This is a genomic window from Cellulosimicrobium sp. NPDC057862 (genome assembly GCF_042797035.1).
Taxonomy (GTDB): domain Bacteria; phylum Actinomycetota; class Actinomycetes; order Actinomycetales; family Cellulomonadaceae; genus Cellulosimicrobium.
Genome location: NZ_JBHVMH010000021.1, coordinates 13,453 through 25,781, shown reverse-complemented (window position 1 = coordinate 25,781; position 12,329 = coordinate 13,453). Strand labels below are relative to the sequence as shown.

General features: G+C 75.1%; 10 protein-coding genes and 1 pseudogene. 4 read left to right on the top strand and 7 right to left on the bottom strand.

Translation table 11 applies throughout. From position 1 onward, the window contains the following. Positions 1–3: 3 nt before the first annotated feature. From ACFVN3_RS18605 to ACFVN3_RS18595, 3 genes are all read left to right on the top strand, one after another. Positions 4–885, top strand: a complete 882-nt coding sequence (locus ACFVN3_RS18605; protein WP_378234457.1) for a bifunctional methylenetetrahydrofolate dehydrogenase/methenyltetrahydrofolate cyclohydrolase — start codon at positions 4–6, stop codon at positions 883–885. A gap of 84 nt (positions 886–969) precedes the next feature. After that, the gene (locus tag ACFVN3_RS18600) at positions 970–2,292 is read left to right on the top strand and encodes an MFS transporter (RefSeq protein WP_378234456.1); all 1,323 of its coding nucleotides are present in this window, start codon (positions 970–972) and stop codon (positions 2,290–2,292) included. A gap of 101 nt (positions 2,293–2,393) precedes the next feature. After that, a complete protein-coding gene (locus ACFVN3_RS18595; protein ID WP_378234455.1) occupies positions 2,394–3,197 on the top strand; it encodes an exodeoxyribonuclease III in 804 nt (267 codons plus the stop codon). 95 nt (positions 3,198–3,292) lie between these two features. Here the strand turns inward: ACFVN3_RS18595 and galK are convergent, their stop codons facing one another. The 7 genes and pseudogenes from galK to ACFVN3_RS18560 all read right to left on the bottom strand — a co-directional run bounded on the left by galK (position 3,293) and on the right by ACFVN3_RS18560 (position 11,423). Then, a complete protein-coding gene (galK, locus tag ACFVN3_RS18590) occupies positions 3,293–4,636 on the bottom strand; it encodes a galactokinase (protein WP_378234481.1) in 1,344 nt (447 codons plus the stop codon). Next, a pseudogene (gene galT, locus ACFVN3_RS18585) lies at positions 4,610–5,812 on the bottom strand (galactose-1-phosphate uridylyltransferase); the annotation flags it as partial. The gene galK and the pseudogene galT, both read right to left, overlap by 27 nt. Positions 5,813–5,866: 54 nt before the next feature. Further along, entirely contained in the window at positions 5,867–6,640 is a 774-nt protein-coding gene (locus tag ACFVN3_RS18580) for a DeoR/GlpR family DNA-binding transcription regulator (protein ID WP_378234454.1), read from the bottom strand. A gap of 103 nt (positions 6,641–6,743) precedes the next feature. Next, positions 6,744–7,955, bottom strand: coding sequence for an ABC transporter permease (locus ACFVN3_RS18575; RefSeq protein WP_378234453.1), 1,212 nt, complete (start codon positions 7,953–7,955; stop codon positions 6,744–6,746). Further along, positions 7,952–8,848: an ABC transporter ATP-binding protein gene (locus tag ACFVN3_RS18570; protein ID WP_378234452.1), complete on the bottom strand. Its 897-nt coding sequence runs from the start codon at positions 8,846–8,848 to the stop codon at positions 7,952–7,954. The genes ACFVN3_RS18575 and ACFVN3_RS18570 overlap by 4 nt, the downstream gene beginning before the upstream one ends. Then, positions 8,848–9,876 (bottom strand): efflux RND transporter periplasmic adaptor subunit, encoded by a 1,029-nt coding sequence (locus tag ACFVN3_RS18565; protein WP_378234451.1) that lies wholly within the window; start codon positions 9,874–9,876, stop codon positions 8,848–8,850. Before ACFVN3_RS18565 ends, ACFVN3_RS18570 begins: the two co-directional genes overlap by 1 nt. Before the next feature lie 407 nt (positions 9,877–10,283). After that, a complete protein-coding gene (locus ACFVN3_RS18560; protein ID WP_378234449.1) occupies positions 10,284–11,423 on the bottom strand; it encodes an Mrp/NBP35 family ATP-binding protein in 1,140 nt (379 codons plus the stop codon). A 108-nt stretch (positions 11,424–11,531) separates the two neighbouring features. Between ACFVN3_RS18560 and ACFVN3_RS18555 the strand changes: the two genes are divergently transcribed. Beyond that, positions 11,532–12,329, top strand: a complete 798-nt coding sequence (locus ACFVN3_RS18555) for a maleylpyruvate isomerase family mycothiol-dependent enzyme (RefSeq protein WP_378234448.1) — start codon at positions 11,532–11,534, stop codon at positions 12,327–12,329.

Here is a 12,329-nt window from a genome sequence, read left to right as displayed (position 1 = left end):
CGGATGAGTGCCCAGCTCCTCGACGGCAAGGCGACCGCCGCCACCATCAAGGCCGAGCTCAAGGACCGCCTCGCGGTCCTCGCCGGGAAGGGCGTCGTGCCCGGCCTGGGCACGCTCCTGGTCGGCGACGACCCGGGCTCGCAGTGGTACGTCGCGGGCAAGCACCGCGACTGCGCCGAGGTCGGCCTGTCCTCGATCCGCGAGGACCTGCCCGGCGACGCGACGCAGGAGGAGATCGAGGCCGCCGTCCGCCGCCTCAACGAGGACCCCGCCTGCACGGGGTACATCGTGCAGCTCCCGCTCCCGAAGGGCATCGACACCAACCGCGTGCTCGAGCTCATCGACCCGGCCAAGGACGCGGACGGGCTGCACCCGACCAACCTCGGGCGCCTCGTCCTGCGCGTCAACGAGGAGGTCACCTCGCCGCTCCCGTGCACGCCGCGCGGGATTATCGAGCTCATCGAGCGGCACGGGATCTCCCTCGCGGGCAAGGAGGTCGTGGTCGTGGGCCGCGGCGTGACCGTCGGCCGCTCGATCGGCCTGCTGCTCACGCGCCGCGCCGTCAACGCGACCGTGACGCTCACGCACACCGGGACGACGGACCTCGCGGACCTCGTCCGCCGCGCCGACGTCGTCGTCGCGGCCGCGGGCGTCCGGGGCATCATCACGCGCGACATGGTCAAGCCGGGCGCCGTCGTCATCGACGTCGGCGTCTCGCGCGAGGTCGACCCGGAGACCGGCAAGAGCCGGGTCGTCGGCGACGCCGCGCCCGACGTCGCCGAGGTCGCGGGCTGGATCTCGCCGAACCCCGGCGGGGTCGGGCCCATGACGCGCGCGATGCTCCTCGCGAACGTCGTCGACGCGGCGGAGCGCGCCTCCGCCTGACCTCCTCCCAGGGCGCGGCCGTGGACCAGCACGGCCGCGCCCTGCGGCATTCCCGGGACGACCCGCAGGCGCTAGTCTGCGCGGGTGACGAGGGCGCGCATCGCGACGACGGCGGCGTACGCCGTGCAGGGCTTCGGGTTCGCCGTGGTGCTCACCAGCATCCCCGGGTACAAGGAACGGCTCGGCATGGGCGACGACGTCGTCACGCTCGTCGTGCTGGGCGTGTGCGTCTTCGCCGGGCTGGGCAGCGCGCTGTCCGGCGTCGTGGCGGCGCTCCGCGGCGCCCGCGTCGTGGTCGTGGGCGGCCTGCTGCTCGCCGCCCTCGCGGTCGCGGGCGTCGGGCTCGCGCCGTCGTGGCCGGTCTTCTTCGTGGCGATCGGGCTGTACGGGCTCGCGCTCGGCGCGGTCGACGCCTCGATGAACATGCTCGGGATCGACGTCGAGCGCGCGCACGGCCGCAGCCTGCTCGCGTCGTTCTACGCGGCCAACGCCGCCGGGGGCGTGCTGGGCGCGCTCGCCGTCTCGGGCAGCGCGCTCGTCGGGCTCGGCCAGCCCGTCGCGCTCCCACTCGTGGCGCTCCTCGTGGCCGCGGGCGCCGTCTGGCTCGCGGTGCGCCTGCCCGACGGCGGCACGACCGTCCCGGGTGCGGTGGCCACGGGCGGGACTCCGGGCGCGGAACGACCGACCGAGGTTGAACCGGTGGCGGTCGGGGTGGCGGGCGACGACCGCGGCCCCGCGCAGCTCGGGACCGTGACCTGGGTCGCGGCGGGCACGATCGCGCTGCTCGGCGCGGGGATGCTCGCGTTCCCCGTCGCCGACTCGGCCGTGTCCAGCTGGAGCGCGACGTTCCTGCGCGACGTCCTCGCGGCGAGCGCCGCCGCCGCACCCCTGGGGTACGCGGCGTACCAGGCGGCTCTCATCGTGTCGCGGCTCGTCGGGGACGGTCTCGTCGAACGACTCGGCCGCGTGCGGGTCGTGCGCTGGGGAGGCACGCTCGGCGCCCTCGGGTTCGTCGCGGTGGCCGCGGCCCCCGCCTGGCCCGTCGCGGTGCTCGGGCTGGCGGCGACCGGGCTCGGGCTCGGCGTCGTCGCGCCGCTCGCGTTCTCCGCGATCGGGGACCGCGCCCGTGAGGCGGTGGCGACGGGCACGGGCAGGGAGTCGGCGGAGCCGCCGGCCGGGGTCGTCGCGACGGTCACGGACCGCGCGGTCGCGCGCCTCAACGTCTTCACCTACGCGGGCGCCGTGCTCGGCGGCGTGCTCACGGGCGTGTTCGCGACCGCCCATCACCTCCGGGTCGGGTTCGTCGCCCTCGCCGTGCTCGCCGCCGTGTCGGCGGTGCTCGCCGGCGCGTTCCGGCCCGCCCGCGTCGCCCTCGTGAGCGTGAGCGAGGCCACGCCGCCCGCGTGACGCCGGGGACCCGTCCTGTCGGTGGCGTGTGATGGGATGGCCGGCGTGCCGCGACCGTCTGACGGCCGCGCGCGACCGTCATCGAGGGAGGACGAGCCGACTTGCTCACCATCGCCACCGCCAACGTCAACGGGATCCGCGCCGCGTACCGCCGCGGGATGGACGCCTGGATCGCGTCCCGTACGCCCGACGTCCTGCTGCTCCAGGAGGTCCGTGCCCCCGACTCGGTCGTGAACGACCTCCTCGACGGGTGGCACGTCGCGCACCAGGCGTGCGACCTCAAGGGCCGGGCCGGCGTCGCCGTCGCCTCGCGGCTGCCCGTCTCGGCCGTGCGCGTCGGCCTGGGCGCCGGCGAGCCGGAGCCGCCCGTCGACACTGGCCGCTGGGTCGAGGCGGACCTCGAGCTGCCCGACGGCGGCCGGGTCACGGTCATCTCCGCGTACATCCACTCCGGCACCGTGAGCCAGCCGGAGACGATGGTCGCGAAGTACGCCTACCTCGAGAAGGTCACGGCCCGCCTGCGCGAGCTCGCGGCCACGGGGGAGAAGGTCGTGCTCGCGGGCGACCTCAACATCGCCCACCACAACGTCGACATCAAGAACTGGAAGGGCAACCTCAAGAGCGCCGGCTTCCTCCCGGAGGAGCGCGCGTACGTCGACGTCTGGCTCGACCAGGTCGGCCTCGTGGACCTCGGTCGTGTCCACGGCGGCGAGGGCCCCGGCCCGTTCACGTGGTGGTCGTGGCGCGGGCGCGCGTTCGACAACGACTCCGGCTGGCGCATCGACTACCAGCTCGCCACGCCGGCGCTCGCCGAGCGCGCGGTCAAGGTCGAGGTCGACCGCGCACCGTCGCACGACGATCGCTGGAGCGACCACGCGCCGCTCGTCGTCACCTACGACGTCTGAGACGGTCCGCCCCCGCCGAGCACGACACGAGGGTCGCCATGTGGCGGCACAGCGACCCTCGAGTCGTGCTCGGCGGCGTGTGAGGTCGTGCTCGGTCAGGCGACGCGCTCGGCCGGTGCGGACGGGGTCGCGAGGAGGAAGCCGGGGGCGCCGAGGCCCTCGCGCTCGAACGCCCCGCGGACGGCGTCGGCGACGGCTTCCACCTGGTCGGCGCGGACGAGCGCGATCGCGGAGCCGCCGAACCCGCCGCCGGTCATGCGCGCGCCGAGGGCGCCGGCGACGCGTGCGGCGTCCACGGCGACGTCGAGCTCGACGCTCGAGACCTCGTAGTCGTCGCGCAGCGACGCGTGCGACGCGTTCATGAGCGGCCCGACCGCGTCGGGCCGGCCGTCGCGCAGCAGCGCGACGAGGTCGCGCACCCGGCCGATCTCCGTGACGACGTGACGCACACGGCGGCGCGCGACGTCGTCGGGCAGCTTCTCCAGGGCGACGGCGAGCGCCCCGGCGGGGTCGTCGCTCGCGGCAACGTCGTCGGCGAGTTCGCGCAGGGAATCCAGCCCGAGCGTGCGGGCGGCGTCCTCGCACGTGGCGCGCCGCGCCGCGTACTGGCCGTCGACGAGCCGGTGCTCGGCGCGCGTGTCGACGACGAGCAGGGCCAGCCCCGCGGCGTCCAGGTCGAAGGGCACCTGCTCGGCGGACTCGACGGGGTCGAGTCCGGGCCGGCAGTCGAGGAGCAGCGCGTGCCCGGCGTGCGCTCGCAGCGACGCGGACTGGTCCATCCCGCCCGTCGGGGCGCCGGCGATCTCGTTCTCGGCACGGATGCTCGCGGCGGCCAGGGCGGCGCGGCCGGCGTCGGTCGAGGCCAGGCCCAGCCCGGCGACGTCGTCGAGCGCGACCGCGACCGCGCACTCGAGCGCGGCCGACGAGGAGAGCCCGGCGCCGAACGGGACGCTCGAGTCGACCGCCGCGTCGAAGCCCGTGACCGTGCCGGGGTCGGCACCCTGCGCGACGAGGTGCTCGCGCAGCGCCCACGCGACGCCGGCGACGTACGACCCCCACCCGGAGACCGTGCCCGGGGCGACGTCCTCGAGCGTCGTCGTCCACGTCTCGCCGGGCGCCTGGGCCGACGCGAGCCGGACGGCCGAGTCCGGGCGCGGGCGCAGCGCGACGTACGTGCGGTGGGGGAGCGCGATCGGCAGGCACAGGCCCGCGTTGTAGTCGGTGTGCTCGCCGATGAGGTTGACGCGACCCGGCGCGGCCCAGACGTGGACCTCGTCCGGGTCCTCGCCGGTCGGCGCGTCGCCGTCTCGGGGGGCGTCCTCGCCGAACGCGGCGGCGAGGACCGCGCGCGCCCGGGCCGCGCCGTCGTCGTCCGACCACGACCGGACCCACCCGCGTGCGGCGCTGGACGGGGCGAGCTCCTGGAGGCGCGCCGCGATCCGCTCGGGCGTCGTGTCGCTGATCCACGCGCCCATGCCCGACTCCGAGCCGGCGAGGTACTTGAGCTTGCCCGGTGCGCGCAGGATGGAGAAGACCTGGAGGTGGAGCCGGGCGAGGGTCACGTCGTCCGTGCCGCCGTCCGCGACGGAGCGGCCCTCGTGCGCGGGGGCCTGGTGCCACGCGGCGATGTACGGGAGCGGGATGGGGTCGCCGTCGGCCGTCTCGAAGAACCGGTCGAGGCGGCGCAGGAGCTCGAGGTAGGCGGTGGCGAGGTCGTCGCGCTCGGCGTCGGTGAGCGCGGGGAGGTCGGGGACGTCGCGGCGCGGGGCGAGGTGGACCTCGACGGGCCAGCGCGCCGCGAACGGCACGTACGCGACCCAGTGCTCGGTCTCGAGCACGACGCGACGCCCGTCCGCGAGCTCGGAGTCGAGCACGTCGCGCAGCAGGTTGCGGCCCGTGCGGCGGTGGTGCTCGCGCGCCTCGTCGAGCAGCGCGCGCGTGCGCGGTGTGACGTAGGGGTAGCCGTAGATCTGCCCGTGCGGGTGGTGCAGAGTGACGCCGATCTCCTGGCCCCGGTTCTCGAAGCAGAAGACCTGCTCGACGCCGGGCTCTGCCCCGAGCACCGCGGTGCGGTCGGCCCACGCGTCGATGATCGTGCGCACACGCTGCGGCGAGAGCGCGCCGAACGAGGTGCGGTGGTCGCTCGAGAAGCACACGACCTCGCACCGGCCCGCGGCCGGGGCGTGGAGCTGGAGCGGCGCGTCCTCGACCACGGCGTCGGCGACGCCGGGCACGCGCTGGAGCGACGGGAAGCGGTTCTCGAAGACGACGACGTCGTAGTCGGTGTCGGGGACCTCGCCGTCCGAGTAGGCGGCGCCCGGACGGGCGGGGCACAGCGGGCACGAGTCGGCGGCGGGGAGGAACGTGCGGTTCATCCGGTGCGCGGCGAGGGGGACCCAGTCGCCCGTGAGCGGGTCGCGGCGCATCTCGGGGCCGACGTACGGGCGCGACGTGCCGTCGGGACCGGGGACCGGGGCGAACCGGTCCGGCAGCGGCCGCGGGTCGTCGAGCCGACGTGAGCGCTCACCCGAGACGTACGCGGGCGAGTCGTCGAAGTAGACGAGCTCGCGGCCGTCGGCGAGGCGGGTCGAGGTGCGGCGCAGGTGCGGGTTCATGCGTGCGGGTCCGATCGCGGTGCGGGGAGGGGAGAGGCGGCTGCGGGACCGTCGTCAGGCGACGACGAGCTGCTCGACGAGGTCCTGGACCCGGGCGCGCTCGTCCTCCGCGAGCCCGGCGTCGGTGACGAGGACGTCCACGTCGGCGAACGTCGCGAAGACGCGCAGACCGGTCGTGTGCCACTTCGTGTGGTCGGCGAGGACGACGGTGCGACCCGCGGACTCGATGAGCGCACGGTTGGTCGCGGCCTCGTCCAGGTTGGGGGTCGTGAGCCCGATCTCCGGGTCCACGCCGTGCGCGCCGACGAACGCGAGGTCGACGCGCAGGCCCGCGAGCGCGGCCTCTGCGAGCGGGCCGACGAGCGCGTCGGACGGGGTGCGGCTGCCGCCCGTGAGGATCGTCTCCAGGCGTGGGTCGTTCGCGCGGTGCAGGATCTCGGCGACCGGGAGGGAGTTCGTGACGACCGTCAGGGGGCGCAGCGCGGGGTCCGCGGCGATGCGGGCGGCGAGCAGGTGGGTCGTCGTGCCGGCGCTCAGCGCGACCGACGCGTTCGCGGTGATGAGGCGAGCGGCGGCCGTCGCGATGGCCTCCTTCTCCGCGGCCTCGCGCGAGCTCTTGGCGGCGAAGCCCGGCTCGTGCGCTGTCGTGTGGGGCGCGACGGCGCCGCCGTGGACCTTGCGGACGAGACCCTGGTCGGCGAGCTCCACGAGGTCGCGCCGGATCGTCATGTCCGAGACGCCGAGCTCCCGGGTCAGGTCCCCGATGCGGACCGCACCGTGGTCCCGGATCTCCGCGAGGATGCGCTCCTGGCGCTGTGAGGCGAGCATGCGAACAGTATTGTCCACATCGCCGAGAAATCCAACATGATCGAACACGACCGAACATCCACGGTGGTGACCGGCCCGGCGGGTGCCGGACCGGCCACCAGGGTCAGTAGCGGATCGCGTCGATGACCTTGACCCGGACGGCGACGAGCGCCGGGAGGAGGCCGGCGAGCGCTCCGATCCCGACGGCGGCGAGCATCCCGGTCACCGCGGCGGAGAACGGGAAGCCGGGGGCGTCCTGGACCGCAGAGCCCATGAGCGCGTCGAGCGGGACGTTGTGCAGGGCGACGACCGCGACGGTCACGCCCAGCACGCCCGCGACGGTCGTCGCCACGACGCTCTCCATCATCACGGAGAAGAAGACGCGCCCCGAGCTCGCGCCGAAGCTCCTGCGGATCCCGATCTCGCGGATGCGGTACCGCACGGTGACGAGCGCGATGTTGACGAGACCGAGCCCGCCGAGCAGGAGCGCGATCACGCTGACGCCGAGCACGACCCAGCGGATCGCGCCGTCGACGACGGCGTAGCCCGCCGAGTCCGACCGGTAGACGTCGGCCTGCGTGCCGCTGAGCGCCCCGGAGACGTCGCGCTGGATCGCCTCGACGAGCCCGTCGGCGAGGTCGTCGGGAACCCACAGCTCGAGACGTGGAGGGCCGGTCATCTCGAGCGTCTCCGGCGTGACCCAGGCCGACTGGGCGTCCACGAGGACGTAGGCCTGTGGCTCGGCCTGCGGCCAGTCGTCCGGGAACGCACCGACGACGGTGGCGACCACCGGGTTGTCACCGCCGATCGTCACGGTCGGGTGCTCTGCCACGGTCACGCCGCCGAGCGCGTCGAGGAACGCCTGGTTGACGACGAGCGCGGGCGCGAGGCGGTCGGAGTCGGCGTCGGTGAACCAGCGGCCCGACGTCACCTCGAAGCGGTGCATCGTGGCCCAGTCGGCCTCGACGCCGGTCGTGTAGACCTCGCGCGTGCCGTCGGGGAAGCGGACGGGCGCGGGCGCGTCGCGCAGCATCGACGAGTAGCCGATCGCGTAGCGCTCGACGACCTCGTCGAACACGCGCTCGTACTCCTCGGGCGCGGGCATGACGCTCCCGCCCTCGCCCGTCGGCCAGGCCGACACCTGGAGCGTCGCAGCGCGCCCGTTCCACCGGTCGTTCTGCTCGGCGGAGACCTGGCGCAGCATCTCTCCGGCCGCGGAGATCGCGGTGATCGCGCAGACCGCGACCGCGACGCCGACGAGCGCGAGCAGGACGCGCACCTTGTGGACGCGGAGCTCGTCCCACGCCTCGAGGACGGCGCCGACGATCCCGGTCACGCGGCGTCCCCCGACCGCGGGGAGGCGCCGTGCGAGGCGACGAGCGGGCGGGCGACGTGCTCCGCCTGGTCGTCGCCGGCCTCGAGCGCGTGCGGCGCGGTGTCGTCGTGCGCGGCCGGACCGTAGGGGCCGACGCCGTCGGTGGCCGCGCTCGCGCCGTCCCCGCTCGTCGCCTCGAGCGCGGCGAGCGACCCCGCGCTGCGCGCACTGATGGCGATCGGTGCGAGCACGCCGTCGGCGAGACGGAACTGCCGGGCCGCGCGCGACGCGACGGCAAGGTCGTGCGTGATGGCGATGAGCGCCGACCCGTTCTCGCGCGCGATCGTGTCGAGCAGGTCCATGACCTCGCTGCCGGTGTCGACGTCGAGCGCGCCCGTCGGCTCGTCCGCGAGGATCACGCGGGGGACGCGCACGAGCGCGCGGGCGATGGCGACGCGCTGCTGCTCCCCGCCCGAGAGCTTCTCCGGGCGCGTGTCGAGGCGGTCGCCGAGGCCGACCCGTTCGAGCATCTCCGCGGCGAGCGTCCTGCGCTGCCAGAACTGCCGTCCGCGCGCGTAGAGAAGCGGCGCGACGACGTTCTCGAGCGCCGTGCGGCCCTGGAGGAGGTTGAACTGCTGGAACACGAACCCGAAGTCCGTGCCGCGGCGCCGCGCCCGGGCGCGGCCGGAGAGCCGGCCGATGGGGACGCCGTCGAGCAGGTACTCCCCGCCCGTCGGGGTGTCGAGGAGCCCGAGGATGTTGAGGAGGGTGGACTTGCCGGTGCCCGAGCGCCCGACGATCGAGACGTGCTCGCCCGCGGCGACGGTGAGGTCGATGCCGCGCAGGATCTCGAGCTCCCGGTCGTCGGGGAGCAGCACCGAGCGGGCGACCCCGTTGATCTCCAGGAGGCTCATCAGTAGCTGGCCTCTCCGCTGTCGTCGGTGCCCACCATGCCGTCCATGACCGGCACGACGTCCTGGCCCGGCACGAACTCGAGGACCTCGTCGCCCTCGGCGAGCCCCTCGGTGACCTGGACGACGCTGCCGTCCGTGAGGCCGAGCGTGACGGCGCGCTCCTCGGGCTCGCCGTCCGCGCCGACGACCCACACCTTGCCCTGCTCGACCCGGCCCAGGACCGCGGTCACGGGCACGACGAGGGCGCCCTCGACCGAGCCTGCGGTGATCTCGAGCTCGGCGGCGAGGCCGGCGAAGACGGTGACGTCGCCCGGCACCGCGCACGTGACGCTCGCGGACGAGGCTCCGGCGGGGTCGGGCGCGCCCTCCTCGGGTGTTCCGGCGGGAGCGGCGGCCGTGCCCATGCGCAGGTTGGTGCAGGTGAACGGGGCCGGCCCTCCGGTCACGGTGACGGTCGCCTCGGTCGGGATCTGGAGCAGGCGGAACTGCTGCTCGGCGACCATGCTGCCCGTGACGGAGAGCGTCCCGGGGGAGATCGACGCGAAGTCCTCCCCGACAGCCACCTCCTGGTCCTTGAGAGCCGTGAACGTGGCGATCGTGCCGGCGGTGGTGGCCTCCACCGTCTCCCTCGTCACCTTCGGCCGGCGCTCGGTGACCGTGACCTCGCCCGTCTCCGGGTCGGTCTCGGTCAGGGGCTCGCGGGGTTCCTCGAGGGTGACCTCGAGGAGAGGCGCACCCGCCTCGACGACGTCGCCCGGCGTGGCGTGCACCGCCGTGACGACGCCGCGCTGCGTGACCTTCTGCGGCGCCGCCGGGTCGGCCACGATCTGCCCGGTCAGGGTCACGGTGTTCGTGACGTCGCCCGTGGTCACGGCCACGCGGGGCTCGACGAGCTCGGCGGAGGGGACCGCCGGGTCGGCGGGGGGCTCGGGAGCGGCGCGAAAGGCGATCACGGCGAGCGCGGTGGCGATGACCCCCCAGACGACGATGCGGAGGGCAGGGAAGACGATCCGGCGGGTGATACCCACGTGCGGGCTCCTGGGACGACGGTGGCGGACGGCGAGCGGGCGCTGCTCGGCGGGCGGGTGGACGCCCGGCCCGAGGCTAGGGGGCGGGGCGTGCGGGCGTCGTCATCCCTGGGGAGGAGTTCTGTCGCGATCTCTCCACCGTGGGGTCACCGTCTGGTAACGGGCGGAGGCGCCCCGGCGCGAGGCCGGGCGCGCACGAGGCGTGCGAGGGCGCGCGAGGGCAGGGCGGAGCAGCGACGACGCCACGGCTGGATCCCCCCTCACCGGCCCGACGGCCGTCCCCCTGACAGGATGCGGGCGAGACTATACCGTGGCACGTAGAAAAGACAGGGGTGCTTCCCAAGGACCCGCGGGAGCATGGCGCCGCCACGTCGGCGGCCCCGCGGGATCGGTCGGACAGGCCTCGGTCAGACCACGGTGACGCCGAGCGAGCGGCCCGCGAGACCGCGCGGCCGACGCGCGAGGCCGAGCGCGACGTCGTGCAGTGCGACGGCTGCGGGCGAGCCGGGGTCGGCGAGGACCACCGGGGTGCCGCCGTCGCCGGCCTCGCGCAGCGAGACGTCCAGCGGGACCTGGCCGAGGAGCGGGACGGTGGTGCCCGTGGCGCGCGACAGGTTCGCGGCGACGCGCTCCCCGCCGCCCGACCCGAAGACCTCCAGCCGCGACCCGTCCGGCTGCTCGAGCCACGACATGTTCTCGACGACGCCCACGACACCCTGCTGCGTCTGCGTGGCGACCGATCCCGCGCGCTCGGCGACCTCTGCGGCCGCGACCTGCGGCGTCGTGACCACGACGATCTCGCTGCCCGGCAGGAGCTGCGCCACGGAGATCGCGATGTCGCCCGTCCCGGGCGGCAGGTCGAGGAGCAGCACGTCGAGGTCGCCCCAGAAGACGTCCGCGAGGAACTGCTGGAGGGCCCGGTGCAGCATCGGGCCCCGCCACACGACCGGCTGGCCGGGCGGGACGAACATGCCGATCGAGACGACCTTCACGCCGTGCGCGATCGGCGGCAGGAGCATGTTGTCGACGCGCGTGGGCTGGCGGTCGACGCCGAGCATGCGCGGGATGGAGAACCCGTAGATGTCCGCGTCGACGACGCCGACCTCGAGACCCTGGGCCGCGAGCGCGACCGCGAGGTTCGCGGTGACGGAGGACTTGCCCACCCCGCCCTTGCCCGACGCGATCGCGTAGACCCTCGTCAGAGACTCCGGCTTCGCGAAGGGGATCTCGGGCTCGCCCACGCCGCCGCGCAGCATCGTGCGCAGCTCCGCGCGCTGCTCCGCGCTCATGACGCCCAGGTCGACGCGCACGTCCGCCACGCCGTCGACGGCACGCACGGCGGCGTCGACGTCACGCGTGAGGGTGTCGCGCATGGGGCACGTCGCGACCGTGAGGTCGACGCCCACCGTCACGACGGCGCCGGGCGCCACCGCGACCGAGCGGATCATGCCGAGGTCCGTGACGGGGCGGCGGATCTCCGGGTCGAGGACCGCGGTGAGGGCCTGCCGGACGGCATGCTCGAGCTGGTCTGCGGCGGGGTCGGGCATGGACCCATCGTAGGCGTGCACGCGGCACCGTCCGCCGGGCCCTAGGTCCCGGGACGGACGTGAGCCGCATCGCACGACGTGGTGCTTCCGACGGACTACCGTGCTCGGATGGACGTCCTGGCCTCCCTCGCACGGGACAGCGAGCTGTTCGGTGACGCCGTGCGCAGCGCGCCCCCGGACGCGCGCGTCCCGTCGTGCCCCGAGTGGACGGGGGCGGACCTGCTCTACCACCTCGCGGAGGTGCAGGACTTCTGGGCGCGCGTCGTCGGGCCGGCGCCCGGGCAGGGCCTCGACGGCGACGACGTCGACCCGCTCGCCCGCCCGTCGTCGGACGCCGAGCTGCCCGCGCTGCTCCAGCGCTCGACCAGCCGACTCGTCGCCGCGCTCACCGGTCGCGACCCCGGGGAGCCCTGCTGGTCGTGGCACGAGGAGGGTCGCCGCGTCGGCTGGGTCCTGCGCCGGCAGGCGCACGAGGCGCTGATCCACCGCGCGGACGCGGAGCTCACGGCCGGACGGGACGTGACGCCCGCCGACCCGGACGTCGCGGCGGACGGCGTCGACGAGGTGCTGTCGGTCATGGTCGACGGCGTGCCCGGCTGGGGCGTGTTCACCCCCGACGGCGCGACGGTGTCGGTCGTCGTGGACGGGTTCGGGGAGCGGCCCCGGAGCTGGGAGCTCGCGTTCGGGCGCTTCACCGGGACGGGCCCGGAGTCGGGCACCGCGTACGACCTCGACGTCGCGCAGCTCGTCGACCTGCCCGGCTCGACCACGACGCAGGTCGCCGGCCCCGCGTGGGCGCTCGACCTGTGGTTGTGGGGCCGCGGCCCGGCCGACGGCCTGGCCGTCGAGGGTGACCCGGCCCTTGCCGAGCGCCTGCGCCGCGTCGCGGCCGAGGGCACGCAGTAG